The sequence below is a fragment of the Chromatiales bacterium genome, from assembly GCA_020445605.1.
In the GTDB taxonomy this organism is placed as follows: Bacteria; Pseudomonadota; Gammaproteobacteria; order JAGRGH01; family JAGRGH01; genus JAGRGH01.
Genome location: JAGRGH010000032.1, coordinates 132232 through 154422, shown reverse-complemented (window position 1 = coordinate 154422; position 22191 = coordinate 132232). Strand labels below are relative to the sequence as shown.

Below are 22191 nucleotides of genomic sequence, written 5' to 3'. Positions count from 1 at the left end.
GGACGATTCAGGAATGCCGGTGGCGGTAACCGCGCACGCAAACACCCATGAGAGCGCGGAACACCGCCACGCGCAAGCCGGAAAGACGGTGCTTCCGCATTCCGGGACGGATTGATCGCAGCTACCCGGATCAATGCACGGCGATGCGTTCCAGCGTGCCGTCGGGCAGGACCTCGACCATGTGCCCGGCCGGATCGCGCAGGAACAGCGCGACGGCCACCAGCGCCACGAGCGCCGCGCCGGCGATGGTCAGGAAGAACACCGGAGGCTCGACGAACGACAGCACGGTCAGAAAGACCACCGCGCCGACGTTGCCATACGCGCCCGCCATGCCGGCAATCTGCCCGGTCATGCGCCGTTTGATCAGCGGAACGACGGCAAACACCGCGCCCTCGCCAGCCTGAACAAAGAACGAACAGGCCATGGTGACCCCGACCGCAAGCCACAGGCTCCAGCTCGAGTCGATCAGGCTCATCATTGCATAGCCGCCCATCAGGCCCACCAGCAGAACGATCAGCGAACGGCGCCGTCCGAACCGGTCCGACACCAGTCCGCCGCCCGGTCGCGCGAGCAGATTCATGAACGCGAAGCCCGAAGCCAGCAGTCCGGCCTGCACCTGCGAGATCGCAAAGGTATCCTGGAAGAACAGCGGCAGCATGGAGACCACCGCCAGCTCGGAACCAAAGGTCACGAGGTAGGCGAGATCGAGCACCGCGACCTGGCTGAACCGGTAGCGATCGATCTCCGGAACCGGGCCGGCGAACACCTGTGCGTTGATCTGATAGATGCGCAGCGCCTGCAGCGCATAGACCACAACCAGCAAGACGTAGATGCTGAGCGCAGCGGTATCACTGAGCAGTCCGAGATTCGCGGGGGCGAGCTTCCAGGTCAGCAGCGCGAGCGCCGCATACATCGGGATGTTCATGACCAGATACAGCACGAAGTCACCGCGGCTGGAGACTTCCATTGCGCCGGTGCGTTTCGGGCGGAAATACGTCGAGCCCTTCGGCGTGTTCTGCACCGAGAAGAAATAGATCACGCCGTAGACGAGCGCGATGATGCCGGTCGTGCCGATCGCATAGCGCCAGCCGTCGGCCTCGCCGCCGTACCACAGCGCCAGTGCCGGCAGCGTCATCGCCGCGGCCGCCGAACCAAAGTTGCCCCAGCCGCCGTAGATGCCTTCGGCCAGTCCCACCTGTCGGGCCGGAAACCATTCGCCGATCATGCGGATGCCGATGACGAAGCCCGCGCCGACGAAACCGAGTGCGAAGCGTGTCATCGCCAACTGCGTGTAGTCGTCCGCACTGGCGAACAACAGACAGAGCCCGCCGGAGATCACGAGCAGGAACGAATACATCAGCTTCGGCCCGAGCCGGTCGACCAGCATGCCGACCACGATGCGCGCGGGAATCGTCAACGCGACATTCAGAATGAGCAGCGTCTTGATCTGCTGGTCGTTCAGCCCGAACGTCTCGCGCAGCGAAGCGAGCAGCGGCGCGTGGTTGAACCACACGAAGAAGGAAATGAAAAACGCCAGCCAGGTCAGGTGCAGGGTGCGCACCGGGCCGGTGAACGACAGCAGGTTCAGTCGGGTCGTGGACATAGCGATGGTTCCGGTCTGCGTTGCCAGTGCACGGGCGCCATTGCCCGGGCGTATGTGGGCGGCATCAGTGCCGCGCCGTATCCCCATCTGCAACCTCCGTACCAATTCCGTCCGATTGTTCGGCCAGGCGGGAGTCCCGTCGCCCGTCACGCGTTGCGGTGCTGGAGCGCGCACATTCCTGGCGCGTGAACCGTTTCCGCGCGCACTGTTCAGGTGCGGGAGCGGGGTTTTGCTTGCCCCGACCGCCTGATATCTCGCTTCTTTCACGGCCACGTCGGGCCACCGTGATGGACTGGCACGCCCTTTGCTCTGGTCCAGTTCGTGAGTCACCGACCCGGGCGCTGGCCCTTTGCGCAATGTCACTGAGCGTGGTTGTCGCCGAACGCAACGAAGCCCGTGCCGATGCGCTGGTCGCGGACCTGCGCGAGTACGGACATCGCGTGCTCGCGCAGCTGTCGGGTTTCGACGGCCTCGCGGCGACGGTGTCGCACGAGATGCCCGATGTACTGGTGATCGGGCGCCGGCGTCCGGACGCGGAGTTCTTTTCCCTGCTCGGCAAGGTACAGATCGCGCGCAATGTGCCGACGGTGCTGATCGCGGATGACGTAGACCGCGACACCGTTGATCAGCTCGCGCACTCCGGCGTCGGCGCATTTCTGGTCGATGAGACTTCGGCCCTGCAGCTGGATGCGGTCGTTCGCATTGCGCATGCGCGGTTTTCCGAATGCGCGCAGGTGCGAACCGACCTCGCTGAGACGCGGGCGCAGCTTGACGAACGCAAGCTGGTTGAGCGCGCGAAGGGCATGTTGATGAACCGACGCGGGCTTTCCGAAAACGATGCCTACCATCTGTTGCGCAGGCTCGCGATGCAGCGAAACCAGCGCATGGGGGCGATCGCCCGCGGACTGCTCGACAGCGCGGAGCTGCTGGGCTGAACCGAGACTGCGCGCGCAGACGATCCAGCCGAAGCGTGCGCCCGCCGCTGAGGCGAAGCTGAATTGAATGAGAGGGCGTGCGCGATGCAGCGCGCGCCCGAACAAGCCAGCCCGCTGCCGGGCTGCAAACCAACAACGGCGTTTGTGCGTGGCTCTTGAACGGAAGAGCCGGCGCGCAAGCGCCTTTTTTGTGCCTGGAGAAATCATGGCTGCCCTTGCAGAACACGTTGCTCGTACCGCCGCCGCGCCCGCCACACGGCACGCCGACGTTGCCGTGATCGGCGCGGGTCCGGTCGGCATCGCGTTCGCGCGCCGGCTTGCGAAGCGCGCGCCGAGCCTCGCGATCAGCCTGTTTTCCGGAGAAAGTGTGTTGCCGTACGACCGCGTGCGCCTGTCGGGCTATCTCGCGGGTGCGGTCACGCTCGGCGATCTGACCGACGGCACGTTGCCGGACAACGTCACGCTGCTGCCGGGACGCTGGGTCACCGAGATCGATCGTCGGCTGCATTCGGTCACCGATGCCGGCGGTGCGCACTGGACCTACAACATGCTCGTACTTGCTACCGGTTCGCGGCCTTACGTGCCGGCGATTCCTGGTCGCGAGCTCTCGGGTGTGTTTACGTTTCGCGATCTCGCCGATGCCGAGCGGCTCGCCGCCCGGCGCACGCGCGCGCGTCGCGTGGTGGTGGTTGGCGCCGGCCTGCTCGGCATCGAGACCGCCCGCGCCATGCAGCGGCTGCACACCGAGGTTTGCCTCGTCGAGCATTCACCGTGGCCGATGATGGCGCAGCTCGACGAGGATTCCGGTGCCCGGCTGGCCGCCTATCTGCGCAGCCTCGGCATGGACCTGCGCCTGTCCGAGGCGGTCGAGGAAATCGGCGGCCGCGGGCGGGTCGAGTGGGTACGGTTGCGTGACGGCCGCGTGGTCGAGACCGATACGGTGGTGTTTTCCACCGGCATACGCCCGAATGTCGACCTCGCGCACAACGCCGGGCTGTCGGTCGGCAGGGGCGTACGGGTGGACGACCGCATGTGCACGTCCGATCCGCACATCTGGGCGATCGGCGAGTGTGCCGAGCACGATGGCAAGATCTACGGGCTGGTCGCGCCTGGCCTGGATCAGGCGGCCGTCGCTGCGGAAACCGTGTTGCGCGGCGAGGCCCGTTACCGTGGCTCGGTTCCCGGCACGCAGCTCAAGGTCGTCGGCGAGAGCGTGCTGAGTGCCGGCCGTGTCGCGGCCGACGCCGCAATCGGTCTGGCGCGCGACGTCGTCTGGAAGAACGACCAGAGCTATCGCCGCCTGGTGATTCACCGCGACCGGCTCGTCGGCGTGATCGCCTATGGCCCATGGGAGCAGGGCGCGCGCATCCATGCGGCCGTTTTGCGCAACCGGCGCGTATGGCCATGGCAGCTCTGGCGGTTTCGCCGCACCGGCGATCTCTACGCGAGCGCGCAGAGCGCGGCCGTGGCGCGCTGGCCCGCGGCGTCGGTGGTGTGCAACTGCAGAAACATCTGTCGTGGCGAACTGTCGGCCGCGATGCGTGCGGGTTACACAACGGTCGATGGCCTGCGCAAGGCGACCGGCGCATCGAATGTCTGTGGCTCGTGCCGGCCGCTGCTCGCTGAACTCGTCGGTCAGGGACAGCTCGCGCCCGCGGAACGACATGCGGCGCAGGGGGCGCTTGCGCTCACGGCATTGATCCTTCTGGCACTCGCGGTCTTTCTACCGGCACTGCCTTTTGCGCAATCCGCGCAGCATGCGGTGCCCTGGGACGAGATCTGGCGCGACGGGCTATGGCGTCAGCTGAGCGGCTACACCCTGCTCGCGCTCGGTGTTGGTCTGAGCGCAATCGTTGTTCGCAAACGCGTGCGGCGCCTGTCTCTCGGTGCGTTCGCCGGCTGGCGTGTCTGGCATGCGGTGCTCGGGCTTTGCGTGCTTGCGGTGTTTGCCGCCCACACCGGTTTCCGCTTCGGCGAAAACCTCAATCGCTGGCTTGCCACCGCATTCGCACTGGCACTTTTCGCCGGCGCGGTCGCGGCGCTGGTGATCGCGACCGAGCATCGGCTGCCGCGCGGGCAGGCCACCACCTTGAGGCGTTCGGCCGTGTGGCTGCACCTGCTCGTGCTGTGGCCGGTACCCGTGCTGCTCGCCGCGCATATCGTCAAGGCCTACTACTTCTGAGCCATGGCGATGTCGCGCAAGACACTGTGGTGGAGCGGCTGGGGCCTGGCCTCGCTGGCACTGGCCGCCTGGCTGGCGTATGCGATGCTCGAGCCGACCGCGCAGACCGCCTACATGCCTGGCCCGTTGAGCGACGGTCATCACCAGTTCGCGGACGCCTGTCATCTCTGCCATACCGAGCGTTTCGGTGGTGGCGAGGTCTTGCAGCAGGCCTGCATCGACTGCCATGGCGCGGATCGCAAGAAACCACAGGATTCCCATCCGCGCACGAAGTTCGAGGACCCACGCAATGCCGATCGGCTCGAGCGCATCGACGCCCTGCACTGCACGACCTGTCACGTCGAACACCGACCCGAGATCACGGCGCGCGACGGTCTTACGCGGCCAGTCGACGTCTGTGCGACCTGTCATGAGGACATCGCCGAGGACCGGCCGTCCCACGCAGGGCTCGGGTTCGAGACCTGCAAGGATTCGGGCTGCCACAATTTTCACGACAACCGCGATCTCTACACGCGTTTTCTGACCAAACACCTGGACGAACCCGCGATGCTCGATGAACAGGTGCGACCCGCACTCGAGTTCGCGGCGCTGGTGCCAGAGCTGTCGGACTATCCGCACAAGGCATATCCGGTGCGGCTGCTGACCGAATCCGAGATGGATGCGCCGGCGGAATCCGTCGGCGATGCAACGCTGCGCGCACAGTGGCTTGCCTCATCTCACGCGAACGCCGGCGTCAACTGCAGTGCATGTCATGTCTACGCACCTTCGCAGGATCAAGCGGCCGTCTGGCACGAACGCCCGGATCGCAACGGCTGCAAGGCCTGTCACGCGGTTGAGATCGGCGGCCACGGTGCCGGCAAGCATGGCATGCGACTTGCCCACGGACTCGATCCGATGAAGCCGACCGCAGCGCGGCTGCCAATGCAGGCGGATGCGGCCGATCTCAAGCTCGATTGTGTCGCCTGTCATGGCGCACATGACTTCGATACGCGTCACGCGCAGGTCGAGGCGTGTCTTGGCTGTCACGCCGACGAGCACAGTCTCGCCTACCGCAAATCGAAGCACTTCGAATCGTGGCAGGCCGAACTCGCCGGTGACGGGCCGTCCGGCAGTGGTGTGTCCTGTGCCGCCTGTCACATGCCGCGGGTGGATGTCGCAGTGAACGAGTGGATGTCACGTGTCGGGGTGCAACACAACCAGAGTGCGAACCTCTCGCCGAACTCGAAGATGTTGCGTTCGGCCTGCCTGAACTGTCATGGACTTGAATTTTCTCTCGGTTCCCTGGCCGACGGGAAACTGATCACCAATAACTTTCAGGGACGTCCGCAGGGGGTACACGAAACGATGCGACTGGCGCGTGCCGAGAAGGAACGCGCAGACGCCAAGGCTGCCGCTGGTGGAGACGATGGGGAAATGTTCGGGTTCTGAGATGGCGGGCGAATTGCAAGGCCATCGAATCGACCCGTTGCGACACGGTCGCTGTGCCGTCGTCGACACCTGCCGGGTCATCCGGCAGTTCTGCATCTTTACGTGAAACGCGAGGTAACTGAAATGAATGTGAAACGCACGATGCGTCTCGTGACGCTTGCCGCAACCGGAACACTGGCGACCGGCTTTGTCGCCACCGCCGCGGGAGAAGCGATGGTGTCGGTGAAGGCCATGGCCGACGCGCTGCATCTGGTGATGGACTCCGACCGCACCGTCTACACGCGCAAGGTCGTCAACCGGCTGGTCAAGCAGGAGAAGGTCATCAAGGCCACCGAGCATTTCGAGGACGACAAGTCGCTGCCGCTGCCGGCACAGATGTTCCGCTTCGGCTCAGAGCACGCGATGGAAAAGGCCAAGGATATGCCGGACGTGAAGTTCAGCTACTCGCTGCAGTCGCTGTGGCCGATCAACAAGCAGAACTCCCCAAAGACCGACGCCGAAAAGGTCGGACTGAAGTTCGTGGCCGAAAACAAGGGCAAGAACTACTACACGACCGAGGAACTCGGTGGCGTGAAGTACTTCACCGCCGTGTACGCCGACACCGCGGTCGCGCCCGTGTGCTCCGCCTGCCACAACGCCCACCCGGATACGCCGAGGGACGACTTCAAGATCGGCGACGTGATGGGCGGCGTGGTCATCCGCATTCCTGTGGAAGGCTGACAACGTGCGTGCCGCGGGAACGCTCTGCGTGGGCTTGGCAATGCTTGCGTGCGTTCCGCTCCACGCGGAAGAAGATTTTGCCCGGTTCGAGGATCCGCACCTTCAATACGGTCGTGGAATCTGGCTGGACCACTGCGCGACCTGCCACGCCTTCGGCGTGGCGGGCGCGCCGAATCCACGCAGGCCCGGGCAATGGCGTGCGCGATTGGAAAAACCGCTCGGCATGTTGCACGCGCATGCGATCGAAGGGTTCTTCGGCAGTGACGATGCCTACATGCCGCCCCGTGGCGGGAACCCCGATCTGAGCGACCCCGAAGTCATTGCCGCCGTAGACTACATGGCGGCACTGGCGCGTCTTTACTTGTACGAACTGGAGAAACAACCATGACTCCCCAACAGATCAAACTCGTCCAGAGCACCTGGTCGCCCGTGCTGCCGATCGCGGACAAGGCCGCCGCTCTGTTCTACGGCAAGCTTTTTGAACTCGACCCGTCGCTGAAGCCCATGTTCAAGGGCGATATGCGCATGCAGGGCGCGAAGCTCATGAAGATGATCAATACCGCCGTGCTCGGGCTCGACAATCTTGATGCGATTGTCCCGGCGGTGCAGGATCTCGGCCGTCGGCATGTGGACTACGGCGTCACCGACGAACACTACGACACCGTGGGTGCGGCGCTGCTGTGGACCCTTGCGCAGGGACTCGGTCCGGCGTTCACGGCCGAGGTCGAGCAGGCCTGGGCCACGGCCTACGGTGTGCTCGCCACGACCATGAAGGACGCGGCCGCCGCCGCGCAGAAGGCCGCCTGAGGGCGGTGCCGGCGACGCCCGGAGGTGGGATGCCCGGGCGCCGCCAGTGTGTACAATTTCGGATGTTGAAGCGGCGCGTCGCGCCCGCACGAATGTCCAACGATGAGCACTGAACCCGACTGCGATCTACTGGCGCGCTCCGACCTCGGGCGCGAGCTCAACCGCGACGAATGTGAGGCGCTGGCCGGCGCGATGCAGGTCCGCGCGCTCACGGATGGCGAGGTGCTGGTCAGGCAGGGCGAGCGCGACAGCAGCCTGTTTCTGCTGGCCGCCGGTCGGCTCGCGGTCGTCAGCGATGACGATGGCCGCGAGAGCGTGGTGTACCGGATGAAACCCGGCGAGGTGGCCGGCACGCGCGCGTTCGTGGATCAGGCCCCGCGGCGCGCGACGCTGCGTGCGCTGGGTGCGGCGATGGTCTACACCATGCAGCCCGCCTCTTTCGAGGGGCTGGTCATGTCCCATCCGATGGTCGTCTACAAGGTCATGCGCAGCCTGTTCCGGATTGCGCACGAGAACCTCATGCGCATGAACATCGAGTCGCACCACCTCGCCAATTACATCGCGCGCACCGGCGGTCGTCACTGAGAACAGGGTCCACCGCGCGCTTTCCGGAACTGCGGCGATTTGAAGGCGCACCTTTTCCGGCGCGCGATCACCCCATACGGTGCGCGGACCGCACCCTACTCACACCGCAGATGTAGGGTGCGTACCACGCACCGCATGCGGCATTTCAAGCCTTCCGGTGCGACGTGCGCACCTGCGCCGAACTCGATCCCCGGCTCACGGTGCGCAATGCGCACCATGGGGGCGGCAACCCGCTCAACGGTGCGCCGTGCGCACTCGCACTGCACATGTAGGGTGCGTACCACGCACCATTTCCGGCGCGTGATCAATTGACAAGGTGCGCGGTGCGCACCCTACTCACACCACGCACGGTTGCTCCGCCGGGTGTTTGCGCTCCGCAGTCGCGCCGCGTTCAACCCAGTACCAGGGTCGCGGCCAGCGTGATTGAAAGCGCGGCCCAGGCCGGCGCGAGGTGGCGACCGGGCATGCCGGGGGCAACGCTGCTGACCCGCATGGCGGTAGCGCCGAACCCGTGCACGGCCCAGGCCGCGGCCAACCAGCCGGTCGCGGCATCCAGCGATATCACCGCGAGCGTAAAGCTCAGTGCCGTTGTGGCCAGCCCGATCGCGGCATCGCGCAAGCGGGTCGCGTTCAGCGCAAGTCCCAGGTAGAGCAGGGCGGTGGTCCCGGCAATGGCCGCCAGCGTCCGATGATCCAGCCAGTCCGGTGCCAGTCCGGCGCCGAACAAGACCAGTGCGAGCGAAAATCCGATCGCAACCGCTAGTGTGCCGGCCCAGTCGACCGGCGTGTCGAGGCCGAAGTGACTGCCGCTCGGTTTCAAGGTCCAGGCCGAAGCCCGGGTCCGGTTTCGGCGTGTGATGTGGTCCTTCTGTAAACGAACGATCGTGCTATTACGATGCATCAAAAAGGCCGAGTACAACATGGCGGTGCTCCTTTCAGGGGTGGGTCGGGTTCAGGCGCGTGAACGCGCCACGAGGTGGTCGAACGCGGCGCGCGCGCGGGTGGCGACGCCAGATTCCCGCAACAGACGTTTGGAAAAATGATGGGCCAAGTAAATGCCGTTCAGCTCGAAGGCGAACTGGTCGGGGTCGACATCGGCAGCGAACTCACCCCGGTCCACGCAGCCCTGGACCACGCGTGCAATCGATCCGAGCCAAGTACCTTGGGCCGCGGCCAGATAATCGCGTAGCGGACCCGGGCGATCATCCAGCTCCATCGTCGCGCCAACCAGCGGGCAGCCGCCCGGGAAGGCCTCAGCCGTGGCCCAGTCGAGCCAGCGGTCGAACAACGCCTGCAGCCGTCCAAGTCCGGCCGGCACCTTTAGCGCCGGTCGCAGGACTTCAGCGACGAACTGCTCCGCGACATCTTCAAGCACCGCGAGCTGCAGGGCCTGTTTCGAGCCGAAATGCGCGAACAGGCCGCTTTTGGACATCCCGGTCCGGGCTGCCAACTGGCCGATCGAAAGCCCGTCCAGACCCTGGACGCTGGCCAGATCCACGGCCGTGGCCACGATCGCACTGCGCGTTTGTTCGCCCTTGTTCATGTTGCTAATAATAGTACGAACGTTCGATTCGTCAAGAGGCAATCTACAATCACCGTGCGAGGCACCTATTCGCCCACAAGACCGCGAATGACCGGCACGCATCTACCGCCACGCGTGGGCAAAAGGGCCGCAGGAAGAATTGGCTACCATAGGGCGATCCTAATTTGATCAGCGACCTGGAGACGCAACCCGAAATGAACAACAGGGATAAGACGCCGCCATCTGACGACCAGCGATCAGGCGAAACGACAACGGACTCATTCGGCGGAACACACTGCGTTGAGCCCAATTGTGAGTGTGGCTATTTCAAGCCGAAGACCCCCAGTTCTTTTACCTGCAAATGTGGACACCAAAAATCGAGCCATTGGGGCGTGGGCTGAATGCCGGCGTGGCAGTTGTATCTGCGTGGGCATCTGATGCACACAAGCCTTGAACGTATTCACTCTTTCCTAGCTGCGTACCGACCCTGACCATGAAATGCTGGATCTACCGCAGCCGCCCGAAGCCCGGGCTGTACGTCTACCTTGCCGAGCCCGAGGGGTTCGGCGCGATGCCGGCGGAGTTACGGGGGTATGTCGGCTCGCTCGAACTCGCCATGGAGCTGGAGCTGTCGCCGGGCCGGAAGCTGGCGCGCGAGGACATCGAACGTGTGCGGGAGAATCTCGCAGACCACGGCTTTCACATCCAGCTTCCGCCGCGCGACGACGTGCACGATGATCCGACGTCGCCTGCCTGAACCGCGCGCGTGCGACCTGGGGCCCGCCCTGCCGCGGCTGGCCTCCAAGACATGAGCACACCGCCGCGATTCCAGCGCCGGCCCGCAGCCTTCCACGGCGAGCGGCTGTGGATCGCGCCCGAGTGGTCGGCACGCCTCGCGGACGCCGGGATTGGTCCGGGCACGGACTGGGCGACCGTCGAGGGCGACCAGCTGGTATCGCAATCCCCGGCGACCCGCTGTTTCCGAACCACGCTGGCCGATGGTGAGGTCGTCTACTTCAAGCGCTATGTCTACCCGCGCAAGTTCTGGCTCGAGTTCTGGATGCGCGCCGGCAAGGCCGCGGTCGAGGCCTGGGCCTATGACCGTCTGCAAGGACTTGGCGTGCCGTCGCTGGAGGTCATCGCGTTCGGCGAACGTCGCATCTTCGGGATGTTGATCGCGACCTTCGTCGTCACGCGAGGAATCGCAGATACCATCGACCTGAGCGAATTCGCGCTTGAGCATTGGTACCCGCTGCCACGCGTCGAGCGCCGGGCCATCGCTCGTGAGTTGTCCGACGGTTTGGCGAAACAGCTTCGAACCGCACACGCAGGCGGGTTCTTTCACCACGACATCAAGTGGCGCAACGTGCTGGTCCGACAGCGAGAAGGCCACTGGGAGACGATCTGGATCGATGCCCCGCGGGCCTCGCGCATGCGCTTTCGCGAACACCGAGGGGTGGTCGTGGACCTCTCCTGCCTCGGGCGCATGGCCGTGCAGCTGCTGTGCCCCTACGAATGCATGCGTTTCGTGTGCCGCTACCTCGGCCGTGAACGCACCCCGGGCGCCGCAAAGAACCTGTTCCGGGAAGTCCAGGCGCATCTCGATCGCCGCCCGCCGAAACCCCTTGTCCTGCCGCCGCGGCCGGACGACTGACGCCCGACCCAGTTATCGAACTGCGTGCACGGCGGGGGAACGAAGGCGATGGCGGGCTGTTGACGAGTTCACTCAAACAACCGGTCAGCGATCTCCGGGCGGATTGCCGAAGCTGCGGCGGTTGATCACGTAGTCAGAGACCGGTGCGGTGAACGGCAGCAGCAGCATGCCGTCCAGACGATCGACCGAACGCGGATCGCGCAGGCCATTGAGTCCGATCTGCATGCCGTCATGGCCGCCGCGCGGCTGCGCCCGATAGGTGCCGAACAGCCGGTCCCACCACGGCAGGTTGAAACCGAAGTTCGAATTCGTCTCGTCGTCGTCGACCGAATGGTGCACGCGGTGCATGTCGGGTGTGACGACCAGCCAGCGCAGCCAGCGATCCACACCAGCCGGTAGGCGCACGTTGCCGTGATTGAACATCGAGGTCGCGTTCAGAACGACCTCGAAGATCACGACGGCGACCACGGGTGGCCCGATGACCAGGATCGCGGCGAACTTGATCAGCATCGAAACGATGATCTCGAACGGATGAAATCGTCCGCCCGTGGTCACGTCGTAGTCGAGGTCCGCATGATGGACCCGGTGCAGCCGCCACAGCGCCGGAATCGCATGCACCATCACATGTTGCAGCCAGACCACGAAATCCAGCGCCACGACGCTCACGAGGACGGCCATCCATCCGGAAACGCCGAAGTGATTCAGCACGCCCCACGACTGACTTGCCGCGAACGCCGCCACACCAACCGCCGCGGCCGGAAACAGCAGCCGAAGGACCAGCGTGTTCAGCACCACGATGCCGAGGTTAGACGGCCAGCGCCGCCAGCGCGAGAGCGTGAGCGCGCGTCGGGGCGCAAACCATTCCCAGGCCATCATCGCGAGCAGGATGCCGGCGAACGCCGCGAGCCGGATGGCCTTTTCGTGCTCGGCGATGAACTCCGCCACGGGTCCGCCCGCCTCAGGCCGCGTTGCGGATGCGTTCGACCTGGTTGCGCATGAACGCGTAGTACATGACCGGGATCACGACCAGCGTCAGGATCGTCGAAACGAAGATGCCCGAGATCAGCGAAATCGCAAGGCCCTGGAAGATCGGGTCGTCGAGAATGAAAAACGCGCCGAGCATCGCCGCGGCGCCGGTCAGCACGATCGGTTTTGTGCGCACGATGCCTGAACGCAGCACGGCCTTCTCGAACGCGACGCCGGCGCGCACCTGTTCGTTGATGAAATCCACCAGCAGGATCGAGTTGCGCACGATGATGCCGGCGAGCCCGATCATGCCGATCATCGAGGTCGCCGTGAACTGCGCACCGAGCAGCGCGTGCGCAGGCATGACACCGATGACCGTCAGCGGAATCGGCACCATGATGATCACGGGCACGAGATAGGACCGGAACTGCGCGACGACGAGGAGATAGATCAGCAGCATGCCGACCGCATAGGCGATGCCCATGTCGCGGAAGGTCTCATAGGTGACCTGCCACTCGCCGTCCCACTTCATGCCATAGCGATACGGATTCGCCGGCTGACCGAAGAACGACTGCTCGAGCGGCGCGCCGGTCTGCACCGGTGTCTGGCGCAGCTTCGAGAAGATCTCGAACATCCCATACAGCGGACTGTCGGTCTCGCCGGACATGTCGCCTGTCACATACACCACGGGCAGGCCGTCCTTGTGGTGGATGGACTGCTCGCGGATGGACCGACGCACGGTCACGACCTCCGACAGGGGCACCAGCGAACCGTCGTTCGCGCGCACCTTCAGCGCGAGGAAGGTATCCATGCTGGCCTTGTCCTCGATCGAGAACGCGAGCCGGATCGGCACCGCGTACTTGATGTTCTCGCCGTGCAGGAAGCCGATGTCCTCGCCGCCGAGCACGGTCTGCACCGCGCGCGCGATCTGGGTCTGCGTCACACCCAGACGTGCGGCGCGTTCGCGGTCGACGATGACCACGCCGCGCGGCTGCGGTGCCTCGATGCTGTCATCGACGTCGACGATGTCCGGTGTCTGTTCGAACACGCCGCGAACGATTCCGGCGACCTGCATCTGGCCGTCGTAGTCCAGGCCGTAGATCTCGGCGACCAGCGGCGCCATCACCGGTGGCCCGGGCGGAACCTCCACGACCTTGATGCTGGCGCCGTCGACGGCGAGCGGGGTGACGCGTTCGCGGATCTCGCGCGCGATCTCGTGCGAGGTGCGGTCGCGATCATGCTTGTCGACCAGCGTGACCTGGATGTCGCCGACGTTCGCACCGCGGCGCAAATAGTACTGGCGCACCAGACCGTTGAAGCCGATCGGCGAGGCCGTGCCGGTATAGATCTGGAAGTGCGCGACCTCGCGGATCTGTCGCAGTTCCGCACTGACCGCGTCCTGTAGTCGCGCGGTGGTCTCCAGACTGGCGCCCTCGGGCATGTCGAAAACGATCTGCACCTCGGACTTGTTGTCGAATGGCAGCATCTTGAGGATCACCAGCTTGACCAGGGCGAGCGAACTCGCCGCGATGATCAGCACGACAATGACCATGAACAGCTTGCGGCGGCGCTTCTGACCGTGATCCGGATCGAGGAAGGGTCCGACACGTTTCTCGAACAGCCGCACGAGCCAGGCCGGCGCGGCCTCCTCTTCATGCGCATGCCCGCCATGCCCGCCGGCCTTGATCAGCCGGTTCGCAAGCCATGGCGTGATGACGAACGCCACGGCCAGGGAAAGCAGCATGCCCATCGAGGCGTTGATCGGGATCGGGCTCATGTACGGGCCCATGAGCCCGGTGACGAACGCCATCGGCAGCAGGGCCGCGATGACCGTGAACGTGGCGAGAATGGTCGGTCCGCCAACCTCGTCGACCGCGCGCGGAATCATCTCCACGAGATTGCGCGCACCCAGCGCCAGGTGCCGATGCACGTTCTCGACGACGACGATCGCGTCGTCGACGAGGATGCCGATCGAGAAGATCAGCGCGAACAGCGACACGCGGTTCAGCGTGAAGCCCCACGCCCAGGAGGCGAACAGCGTCGCGGCCAGCGTGACGATGATCGCAAACCCAACCACGATCGCCTCGCGCCAGCCCATCGCGAACAGCACCAGCAGCACGACCGACAGCGTCGCGAAGCTCAGCTTCTGGATGAGCTTGCTGGCCTTGTAGTCGGCGGTGGCGCCGTAGTCGCGCGTGATCGTGACCTCGATGCCCTCGGGGATGAACAGGCCCTCGAGCTGTTCGATTCGGTCGATGATGCGTTTGGCGACCTTGACGGCGTTCTCGCCCTCCTTCTTCGCGACGACCAGCGTCACGGCCGGCTGCGTGCCGACATCGGCCGGAATGCCGAACAGTTCGGACGCCGGACCCGTGCCGAATCGCACGTAGGCGTTCGGATCGTCGGTCCCCTCGTGCACGGTCGCGACGTCTTCGAGAAACACCGGCCGTCCCTCGAACACGCCGACCACTAGAGCGGCGACCTCGTCGACCGAGGAGATCAGCTCGCCGGCCTTGATCAGGATTTCGTGGTCGGCGACCGTGACCGAGGTGGTGTCGACCGAGAAGTTCGCGCCGGCCAGCGCATTGCGCAGGTCATTGACGGCGATGCCGTAGCCGGCCAGGCGCGCCGGATCGAGCGCGACCTGGATGACCCGCGGCGGCCCGCCGATGGTGTAGATATCGCGCGTGCCGGGCACGCGCTTGAGTTCGGCCTCCAGCGCATGGGCGACCGCCAGCAGGTCGCGGTTGCCGCGCGTCGCATCGCGCGTCCACAGCGTGGCCGTGATCATGGGCACGTCGTCGATGCCCTTGGGCTTGATCAACGGTTCGCCGACGCCGAGCCCCTGCGGCAGCCAGTCCTGGTTCGAGACGATCTTGTTGTAGAGCCGGACCAGCGCCGAGGTGCGGTCCTCGCCGACCTTGAACTGCACCGTGAACACGACCAGCCCGGCGCGCGAGGTCGAAAACACGTGCTCGATGCCCTTGATCTCCGAGAGCACCTGTTCGCCGGGCGTGGCCAGCAGTTCCTCGACCTCCTTCGCGCTGGCGCCGGGGAACGGCACGAAGATGTTCGCGAAGGTGACGTTGATCTGCGGCTCTTCCTCGCGCGGGGTGATCGCAATGGCAAACGCCCCAAGCAACAGCCCGACCAGGGCCAGCAGGGGCGTGATCTGGGTGGTCAGGAACTGCCGGGCGATGCGCCCGGACAGTCCCATGGGCGTTTCAGCCATCGCGTTTCGCCGCCTTCAGTTGTTCGCGAAGCTGCACGCCGGCGCGGATCGGGTCGGTCGCGACGCGCTCGCCCGACAGCAGGCCGCCGAGCACCTCGATGCGCTCCTCGGTGATCTGCCGGCCCGGGCGCACCTGGCGCAGCGCCAGCGCGCCGTCGTTGCCCTGTACATACACGCCGGTGACCTCGCCGCGATAGGTCAGCGCGCTCCTGGGCACGACCAGCCGCTCCTCGATGCCGACCACGAACGCGACCTTCACGAACATGCCCGGGAACAGCTCGCCGTCGGCCTCGTCGAGATCGAGCCGCACGACGAAGCTGTTCGAGCCTTCGGTCGCGTACGGAAAGATCGTCAGTTTCGACACCGCCAGGCTGCGTCCGCCATCGGTCAGCACCCGCGCCTGCTTCAGCGCCCGCACCGGTTCGATCAGCCGTTGCGGCACCTCGGCGCGCACGCGCAGCTTCTCCAGCGAAAAGCCGGCCATGATCGGCGTGCCCGGGTTCACGCTTTCGCCGACGTTCACATGTCGCTTGGTGACGATGCCGGTGTACGGCGCGCGCACCACCGTGTACTCGACCTGCTCGCGGGCGCGCTTGACGCCGGCCTCGGCGGCCTTCGCGCGTGCCTCGGCGGTCTTCAGCCCAGCGGCGACCTTGTCGAATTCGGCCTGCGACACCACGTCGCGCTGCTTGAGTTCGGCGACCCGCTTGTAGTTGGCTTGTTGCTCGCGCAACACCGCCTGCGCTTCGGCGAGGTCGGCCTCTGCCTTGTTCAGCGCCGCGCGCTGCTCGGTGTCGCGCAGCCGCACGACGATGGCGTCCTTTTCGACGACGTCCTGCACGTCATACAGCACCTCGGCGACCTGTCCCGCGGTCTGCGCCGATATTGTCGCTTCGTGCACGGCCTCGACCACGCCGTCGAGCCGGCGCTCGCGCGCAACGACCTCGACGGTCGCGACCGCGGTTTCGAGCCCGGCGGCGGCCGGTGACGGCGCGGAATCACGGTCATTGGCAAGGGCGGCGACCGCCGCCCCGGCCAGCATCAAAGCCAGTGGGATTGCTTTCATCGCATTCATCCTGAGATTCAATGCACCCATTCTAGGCGTTTATCGCCAGACGGCGAATGATAATTGTCAACGTTGCCCGGGACCTGCTCCACGGCCGCGCGCCACGGCTGGGCCTCGGCCTGTTCGGCCTATTCGGCCTGACGGCACGTCGCCGGATTCCGTGACCCCCGATCGGTTGCGCAACACGCCCCCTCTGCGGCTGACTCTGAACCGCGGAGACGCGGAGCACGCAGAGGAACTTCGTTGCAGCTCCGCAGGTGCGCAACACGCACCGCCTACTGCATTTCAAGCGCCTTCCGGTGCGCGGTGCGCACCCTACGCACACCGCACACATGTAGGGTGCGTACCACGCACCAGTTCCGGCGCGTGATCTTTAGAACACGGTGCGCCGCGGGCACACTTGCTCCCTGAAAATCTCTGTGTCTCTGTGGTTAACCGGCCGCTGGCACCGGTGCGCCGTGCGCACCCTCACACCGCACATGTAGGGTGCGAAAAACGCACCATTTCCGGCGTGTGATCATGGAACACGGTGCGCCGTGGGCACCCTTGCTCCCTGAAAATCTCTGCGACCTCTGCGCCTCTGTGGTTGACCGGCCGCTGGCACCGGTGCGCCATGCGCACCCGCACACCGCACACATGTAGGGTGCGTACCACGCACCATTTCCGGCACGCGATCATTGAACACGGTGCGCGGAATCTCGATCGAAATCCCGCGCCTGCCGATTAGCTGGCGGCTGGCTCCGATGCGAGTAGCGCACCCTCGGCGAGTTCACCCCGAGTCCCGTGCAATCAGCGGCTCCATGGCATGCAGCAGGTTCGCGAACAGATGCGGGTTCTCGGCCTCCTCGCGTGCAAGCAGCGCCTTGAAATACTCGCGCTGGGTCGGCGCGCGAAAACACGCCGGGCACGAATCCGGCACGACCGGCAGGCCGGCTTCGACCGCAAACGCCGCGGTCTGTCGTTCACGCGCATACACCAGTGGCCGGATCACGCGCAGGTCGCCGGCGTTGATCGTGTAGTTCGCCTTCATGGTGCGGAGTTGTCCGCCATGGAACGCGGACATCAGGAAGCTCTCGGCCAGATCATCCAGATGCTGCGCGAGCGCGACCACGCCGTAGCCGTTTTCGCGCGCCACGCGGTAGATGATGCCGCGCTTCATGCGCGCGCAATACGCGCAGAACGAATCCCCTTTCAGCCCCGCTTGCGCCGCCTCAACGATGGGCTGACGCTCGTAGAAATATTCGAGCCCCAGCCCGCCGTAATAGGCCCGCAATGGTGACGGGTCGAAACCCTCGACCATCGGGTCGACGGTGATCACGCCCAGATCGAACCGCACCGGCGCATGCCGTTGCAGATGCAGCAGCACCTGCAGGAGCGAGAGCGAATCCTTGCCGCCGGACACGCCCAGCAGGATGCGGTCGCCGGCGTTGATCATGCGAAAGTCGGCAATCGCCCGGCCCGCCGCGCGCAGCAGGGATTTCGGCGGGCGCGCGGCCGCCGGCCGTTCACTGACGGCCTGCGGGTCGCGTCGTATACTCTGCGCTTCCCGCGTTTTCACCTGATCGGAAGGGTCTTCGGCCATGGACATATTCGTGATTGTGATCGTCGTGCTGCTGATTGTCATCGTCCTGATGGGCGTGAAATCGATCCCGCAGGGCGAGGAATGGACCGTCGAGCGCTTCGGACGCTACACCCGTTCGCTGCGTCCGGGCCTGCAGCTGATCGTGCCGGTCGTCGATCGCATCGGCCGCAAGCTCAACATGATGGAGCAGGTGCTCGACGTGCCGACCCAGGACGTCATCACCCGCGACAACGCCATGGTCTCGGTCGACGGCGTGGTGTTCTACCAGGTGCTGGATGCCGCGCGTGCGGCCTACGAGGTCACGAACCTGGAGCACGCGATCCTGAACCTGACCATGACGAACATCCGTACCGTAATGGGTTCGATGGACCTCGACGAGCTGCTCTCGCAGCGTGACAAGATCAACGCGCAGCTGCTGTCGGTCGTCGACGACGCGACCTCGCCCTGGGGCGTGAAGGTCACCCGCATCGAGATCAAGGACATCACGCCGCCGCGCGATCTGGTCGATGCCATGGCGCGGCAGATGAAGGCCGAGCGCGACAAGCGTGCGCGCATCCTCGAGGCCGAGGGCCTGCGCCAGTCGGAGATCCTCGAGGCCGAGGGTCAGAAGCAGTCGGCGATCCTCGAAGCCGAGGGCCGCAAGGAGGCCGCGTTCCGTGACGCCGAGGCGCGCGAACGACTGGCCGAGGCCGAGGCGAAGGCCACGCTGATGGTCTCGCAGGCGATCGCCAAGGGCGACGTCAACGCCGTGAACTACTTCGTCGCGCAGGGCTACACCCAGGCGCTCAAGGAGATCGGCACCGCGCCGAACCAGAAGGTCGTGCTGATCCCGATCGAGGCATCCAGCCTGATCGGCTCGCTGGCCGGCATCGGCGAGCTGGCGAAAAGCGCGCTGGAGCGTCGCTCCACCGACGCCAAATGATGACCCTCTGGCCGCTCGACTTCTGGGGCTGGTGGATCGTCGGCGCCGCCCTGCTGGTCGTCGAACTCCTCGCTCCGGGCACGTTCTTCCTGTGGCTCGGCATCGCCGCCGGGGTGGTCGGGCTCGTCGTCTGGCTGGTGCCCGCATTCCCCTGGCAGGCGCAACTCGTGCTGTTTGCGGTGCTTACCCTGGCCTCGGTCGTGGCCTGGCGCGCATACCTGCGCCGGCGTCCGATCCAGACCGATCGACCGGCTCTGAACCGTCGCGGCGAGCAGTACATCGGCCGCACAGCCGTGCTCGCCGAACCCATTGCCAACGGGCGCGGCACCCTGAAGCTTGACGACACCGTCTGGCGCATCGCGGGCCCGGACCTCGCCGCCGGCACGCGCGTGCAGGTCGCAGGCGTGGACGGCGCCGTGCTGGTGGTTGTCGGTACCGAATAGTCACCGGCTGCGCGGCGGCAGGCCGCGATCCTGCCACGGGTCACCAATTCCGTCCTTTCGCCGTCGCGGACATTGACCCGGCGGCTGCCCCGTGCTATTGCCTATCGGGTCTCGCAGGTCGCACCGGACCGTGAGGCCGGGCGCCCGCCCGCAATACCAACGATAAATTCCAACCAAGGGTGCAGTGATGAGGAGAGGCGTGTTCAGCATGCTCGCGGCCGTGGCCGCGGGCCTTGCCCTGTGCAGTGCGCGAGCGGACATCGACCCGGCCTATGTCGAGGTTCTGAAAGCCGAGATTCGCGAATTCAATTCCGGCTCGTTCGTCGTCCCCTCGAACTCGGCGGCCTGGGCGCCGGAGCCGGAGGTCAGCAGCGCCGGCACCAGCACGGAGTCGATCAGCGAAGACCAGTTTTCCGAGTATCTGCGCGTGCAGCTGCCCGGCACCTTCATCCTGTACAAGCGCCTGGAACCGGGGCAGAAGGAACAGATCTTCCGCGACTACTTGGCCAACGGCGATCTCGGCAAGGTGCGCGACAGCGTATTCAAGGCGTTCGGCGAGCGCGGACGTTCGCGCCGATCGACGATCATCCGCAACCTTCCCTCGAACTACTGACATGAATACCCATCGCATGATCTCGCGAGGCGTCATCGCGTTCGCCCTTGGTGTCAGCGCCGCATCGATGGCCGGCAACGACAAGCGTCTTGCCTATCCCAACGGCGTGCCGACGGCCGATGAAATCGCCCGACAGGTGTATTACACCAATCATTTTTACGCGTTCCGGAACTTCTCCATTCCGAAGACGACCGGCACCTCGGCCATCCTGATCACCCGCGACGAAACCGGTGACTACACGCGCACGGCCGTCGAGCGGTATCTGAACAACAACTACGACGATGACGATTCCGTGGTCGCACGCGACCTGGCGGTGTTTCTGTCCGGGCGTCTGCGCGGAACCGGCATGCTGGTGACGGACTATGCCGACGACCACAAATCGCAGGACTACATGATCTGGCTGCCGGCACTGCGCAAGATCCGCCGCTTTGCCGAGCCCGCGCACGACGATGCCTGGGGCGGCAGCGTGTTCACCTTCGGCGACGTGTCGCTGCGTGAACCGAAGGATGAAACCCATGAGCTGATTGGCAAAAAGAAGTTCCGCTCCTGTCTCGGCGTGATCACCGAGATCGAAAGCCAGCGCCATATCTATGTTGGCGAAACCCCGCAGCGCAGCTGTCGGCACGTCGGTAAGGAAGTCTACGGTCTGAAAAGTACGACGAAGTTCGAGAACTGGTGGTATGACTACCGCATCAGCTTTGTCGATACGGAGAGCTTTGCGGACTACCGCACGGTCTATTTCAAGAACGGCGAGATGATCAAGGTCATCGATCGCGACTGGGGCGTGGTGAGCCATTCCGGCAAGAACGATCCGCGCGCCCTGTTCTGGAAGACCTGGTACGGCGCGGACCTCGTGAACAATCGCGAAAGCTGGGCGATCGTTCCGCAGAACATCATCGAGTTCGATACCAACAAGTCCAACTCGTTCTGGACGGAATCCACGCTGCGGCGTCTGAGTCAGTAAGCGCCTGCGGCCCGCCGCCGCAGCGCGGCGGGCGGTTCAGGCCTGACCCTGTGCCTCGTGCCGGCGCCGGCAGCGACCGACGCGCCGGTCAGTCGTCATAACCGAACTCACGAAGCAGGTCCCCGGCCACGGCGTTGAAGCGCGCCAGCACCTCGGCGTCGTAGACCGCGCGCCATTTGCCGATCTGGCTGGGGTCGGGCGGTCGATGCGTGACCGCATGGATCGAACGGCGTTGGTCCCGGGGCACCAGTACCCGGCCGTCGCCGCCTCTGATTTCTTCGAGTTCTTCGAGCCTGCGTGCCGCGTTGCGGTGGTAGTCGAGCATCGCCTCGTCGAACGGGAGCACCAGAAAACCCGCAATGCGTTCCAGCATCCGGCGCGTATCGGTGACCAGATCCTCGTAGCGGATCTCCAGATAGGTGCCGGGCACAAGGCGGGCGGCGTGCTGGCGCGCAACTTCGATTCGCTCGCGCCAGAATCGCGCCGCGGCCGCGATGTCGGCGCCGGGGCCGAACGACTTGTCGCGATATGACAACGCGACGTCGCGTCCGTCGCGGACGAGCTGGATGAAGCGCACCTGCGGCAGCAGCTGCTGGATCGCGGTCATGCTGAGCACATGCGACGGCGATTTGTCGCCCCAGCGGCGCTTGCCCATGCGCTGTGCATAGGTCAGAAAGAACGTTTCCACCGCGCCGCGCAGAGTGAACGGGCGCACGCCGGCGAGTCGTTCGCCGAGTTCCGCCGCATCGAAATGCAGGTCGGGCCAGGTGTGCAGGCCCGCGACGATGTCGACGAAGGCCTGCGGATCGGCAGGCCTGAGCGCGATCAGCTTGTGCAGACAGTGCGTCTCGGGCGGGATCGCAAGCTCGGGATGCGCGTCGAGCATCAGCCGCAGCAGCGTCGTGCCCGAGCGCCCGGCGCCGACAATGAACGGCACGGGCAGGTCGTCCGGTTGTTGGCCTTCCAC

General features: G+C 65.3%; 21 protein-coding genes. 13 read left to right on the top strand and 8 right to left on the bottom strand.

Annotation, left to right across the window (positions count from 1 at the left end; translation table 11 throughout):
• Positions 1-130: 130 nt before the first annotated feature.
• Positions 131-1603 (bottom strand): NarK family nitrate/nitrite MFS transporter, encoded by a 1473-nt coding sequence (locus KDG50_06545; protein ID MCB1865071.1) that lies wholly within the window; start codon positions 1601-1603, stop codon positions 131-133.
• A gap of 356 nt (positions 1604-1959) precedes the next feature.
• Here KDG50_06545 and KDG50_06540 point away from each other — a divergent pair, with 356 nt between their 5' ends.
• The 7 genes from KDG50_06540 to KDG50_06510 all read left to right on the top strand — a co-directional run bounded on the left by KDG50_06540 (position 1960) and on the right by KDG50_06510 (position 8260).
• Positions 1960-2538: an ANTAR domain-containing protein gene (locus KDG50_06540; protein ID MCB1865070.1), complete on the top strand. Its 579-nt coding sequence runs from the start codon at positions 1960-1962 to the stop codon at positions 2536-2538.
• Between the two features lie 205 nt (positions 2539-2743).
• The gene (locus KDG50_06535) at positions 2744-4720 is read left to right on the top strand and encodes an NAD(P)/FAD-dependent oxidoreductase (GenBank protein MCB1865069.1); all 1977 of its coding nucleotides are present in this window, start codon (positions 2744-2746) and stop codon (positions 4718-4720) included.
• Positions 4721-4729: 9 nt separating this feature from the next.
• Entirely contained in the window at positions 4730-6148 is a 1419-nt protein-coding gene (locus tag KDG50_06530; protein ID MCB1865068.1) for a cytochrome c3 family protein, read from the top strand.
• A 123-nt stretch (positions 6149-6271) separates the two neighbouring features.
• Positions 6272-6868: a DUF3365 domain-containing protein gene (locus tag KDG50_06525; GenBank protein ID MCB1865067.1), complete on the top strand. Its 597-nt coding sequence runs from the start codon at positions 6272-6274 to the stop codon at positions 6866-6868.
• Between the two features lie 4 nt (positions 6869-6872).
• A complete protein-coding gene (locus tag KDG50_06520) occupies positions 6873-7256 on the top strand; it encodes a c-type cytochrome (protein MCB1865066.1) in 384 nt (127 codons plus the stop codon).
• Positions 7253-7675, top strand: a complete 423-nt coding sequence (locus KDG50_06515; GenBank protein MCB1865065.1) for a hypothetical protein — start codon at positions 7253-7255, stop codon at positions 7673-7675. The genes KDG50_06520 and KDG50_06515 overlap by 4 nt, the downstream gene beginning before the upstream one ends.
• 102 nt (positions 7676-7777) lie before the next feature.
• On the top strand, positions 7778-8260 hold the full coding sequence (locus KDG50_06510; protein ID MCB1865064.1) for a Crp/Fnr family transcriptional regulator: 483 nt from the start codon (positions 7778-7780) through the stop codon (positions 8258-8260).
• Positions 8261-8651: 391 nt separating this feature from the next.
• On the opposite strand, the gene KDG50_06505 is transcribed toward KDG50_06510, so the two are convergent.
• Entirely contained in the window at positions 8652-9182 is a 531-nt protein-coding gene (locus tag KDG50_06505; protein ID MCB1865063.1) for a hypothetical protein, read from the bottom strand.
• 30 nt (positions 9183-9212) lie between these two features.
• Positions 9213-9803 carry a TetR/AcrR family transcriptional regulator gene (locus tag KDG50_06500; protein ID MCB1865062.1) on the bottom strand — a complete coding sequence of 197 codons (591 nt, stop codon included), beginning with the start codon at positions 9801-9803 and terminating at the stop codon, positions 9213-9215.
• Between the two features lie 472 nt (positions 9804-10275).
• On the opposite strand from KDG50_06500, the gene KDG50_06495 reads away from it, so the two are divergent.
• Together KDG50_06495 and KDG50_06490 are read left to right on the top strand one after the other, a co-directional pair.
• Positions 10276-10539: a YcgL domain-containing protein gene (locus KDG50_06495; GenBank protein ID MCB1865061.1), complete on the top strand. Its 264-nt coding sequence runs from the start codon at positions 10276-10278 to the stop codon at positions 10537-10539.
• 51 nt (positions 10540-10590) lie between these two features.
• Positions 10591-11436, top strand: a complete 846-nt coding sequence (locus tag KDG50_06490) for a hypothetical protein (protein MCB1865060.1) — start codon at positions 10591-10593, stop codon at positions 11434-11436.
• Positions 11437-11520: 84 nt separating this feature from the next.
• On the opposite strand, the gene KDG50_06485 is transcribed toward KDG50_06490, so the two are convergent.
• The 4 genes from KDG50_06485 to KDG50_06470 form a co-directional block, all read right to left on the bottom strand.
• Positions 11521-12312 (bottom strand): sterol desaturase family protein, encoded by a 792-nt coding sequence (locus KDG50_06485; GenBank protein ID MCB1865059.1) that lies wholly within the window; start codon positions 12310-12312, stop codon positions 11521-11523.
• 82 nt (positions 12313-12394) lie between these two features.
• Positions 12395-15634: an efflux RND transporter permease subunit gene (locus KDG50_06480; GenBank protein ID MCB1865058.1), complete on the bottom strand. Its 3240-nt coding sequence runs from the start codon at positions 15632-15634 to the stop codon at positions 12395-12397.
• A complete protein-coding gene (locus KDG50_06475) occupies positions 15627-16676 on the bottom strand; it encodes an efflux RND transporter periplasmic adaptor subunit (GenBank protein MCB1865057.1) in 1050 nt (349 codons plus the stop codon). The genes KDG50_06480 and KDG50_06475 overlap by 8 nt, the downstream gene beginning before the upstream one ends.
• Positions 16677-17469: 793 nt before the next feature.
• Complete coding sequence (locus KDG50_06470; protein MCB1865056.1) at positions 17470-18282, bottom strand: tRNA 2-thiocytidine biosynthesis protein TtcA; 813 nt, start codon at positions 18280-18282, stop codon at positions 17470-17472.
• Between KDG50_06470 and KDG50_06465 the strand changes: the two genes are divergently transcribed.
• The 4 genes from KDG50_06465 (at position 18281) to KDG50_06450 (ending at position 21224) form a co-directional block, all read left to right on the top strand.
• Positions 18281-19204 carry an SPFH/Band 7/PHB domain protein gene (locus KDG50_06465; protein MCB1865055.1) on the top strand — a complete coding sequence of 308 codons (924 nt, stop codon included), beginning with the start codon at positions 18281-18283 and terminating at the stop codon, positions 19202-19204. The genes KDG50_06470 and KDG50_06465 overlap by 2 nt on opposite strands.
• Complete coding sequence (locus KDG50_06460) at positions 19201-19647, top strand: NfeD family protein (GenBank protein ID MCB1865054.1); 447 nt, start codon at positions 19201-19203, stop codon at positions 19645-19647. The genes KDG50_06465 and KDG50_06460 overlap by 4 nt, the downstream gene beginning before the upstream one ends.
• Before the next feature lie 187 nt (positions 19648-19834).
• Positions 19835-20260: a hypothetical protein gene (locus KDG50_06455; protein ID MCB1865053.1), complete on the top strand. Its 426-nt coding sequence runs from the start codon at positions 19835-19837 to the stop codon at positions 20258-20260.
• A gap of 1 nt (position 20261) precedes the next feature.
• Positions 20262-21224 (top strand): outer membrane lipoprotein-sorting protein, encoded by a 963-nt coding sequence (locus KDG50_06450; GenBank protein MCB1865052.1) that lies wholly within the window; start codon positions 20262-20264, stop codon positions 21222-21224.
• 88 nt (positions 21225-21312) lie between these two features.
• Here the strand turns inward: KDG50_06450 and KDG50_06445 are convergent, their stop codons facing one another.
• Positions 21313-22191, bottom strand: a complete 879-nt coding sequence (locus tag KDG50_06445) for a sulfotransferase (GenBank protein MCB1865051.1) — start codon at positions 22189-22191, stop codon at positions 21313-21315.

Coding starts and splice junctions, on each gene's coding strand:
- KDG50_06545 (MCB1865071.1), bottom strand. CDS start 1,603: ATGTCCACGACCCGACTGAACCTGCTGTCGTTCACCGGCCCGGTGCGC.
- KDG50_06510 (MCB1865064.1), top strand. CDS start 7,778: ATGAGCACTGAACCCGACTGCGATCTACTGGCGCGCTCCGACCTCGGG.
- KDG50_06505 (MCB1865063.1), bottom strand. CDS start 9,182: ATGTTGTACTCGGCCTTTTTGATGCATCGTAATAGCACGATCGTTCGT.
- KDG50_06500 (MCB1865062.1), bottom strand. CDS start 9,803: ATGAACAAGGGCGAACAAACGCGCAGTGCGATCGTGGCCACGGCCGTG.
- KDG50_06535 (MCB1865069.1), top strand. CDS start 2,744: ATGGCTGCCCTTGCAGAACACGTTGCTCGTACCGCCGCCGCGCCCGCC.
- KDG50_06450 (MCB1865052.1), top strand. CDS start 20,262: ATGAATACCCATCGCATGATCTCGCGAGGCGTCATCGCGTTCGCCCTT.
- KDG50_06460 (MCB1865054.1), top strand. CDS start 19,201: ATGATGACCCTCTGGCCGCTCGACTTCTGGGGCTGGTGGATCGTCGGC.
- KDG50_06525 (MCB1865067.1), top strand. CDS start 6,272: ATGAATGTGAAACGCACGATGCGTCTCGTGACGCTTGCCGCAACCGGA.
- KDG50_06455 (MCB1865053.1), top strand. CDS start 19,835: ATGAGGAGAGGCGTGTTCAGCATGCTCGCGGCCGTGGCCGCGGGCCTT.
- KDG50_06485 (MCB1865059.1), bottom strand. CDS start 12,312: ATGATGGCCTGGGAATGGTTTGCGCCCCGACGCGCGCTCACGCTCTCG.
- KDG50_06515 (MCB1865065.1), top strand. CDS start 7,253: ATGACTCCCCAACAGATCAAACTCGTCCAGAGCACCTGGTCGCCCGTG.
- KDG50_06470 (MCB1865056.1), bottom strand. CDS start 18,282: ATGGCCGAAGACCCTTCCGATCAGGTGAAAACGCGGGAAGCGCAGAGT.
- KDG50_06530 (MCB1865068.1), top strand. CDS start 4,730: ATGTCGCGCAAGACACTGTGGTGGAGCGGCTGGGGCCTGGCCTCGCTG.
- KDG50_06465 (MCB1865055.1), top strand. CDS start 18,281: ATGGACATATTCGTGATTGTGATCGTCGTGCTGCTGATTGTCATCGTC.
- KDG50_06475 (MCB1865057.1), bottom strand. CDS start 16,676: ATGCTGGCCGGGGCGGCGGTCGCCGCCCTTGCCAATGACCGTGATTCC.
- KDG50_06490 (MCB1865060.1), top strand. CDS start 10,591: ATGAGCACACCGCCGCGATTCCAGCGCCGGCCCGCAGCCTTCCACGGC.
- KDG50_06480 (MCB1865058.1), bottom strand. CDS start 15,634: ATGGCTGAAACGCCCATGGGACTGTCCGGGCGCATCGCCCGGCAGTTC.
- KDG50_06540 (MCB1865070.1), top strand. CDS start 1,960: ATGTCACTGAGCGTGGTTGTCGCCGAACGCAACGAAGCCCGTGCCGAT.
- KDG50_06495 (MCB1865061.1), top strand. CDS start 10,276: ATGAAATGCTGGATCTACCGCAGCCGCCCGAAGCCCGGGCTGTACGTC.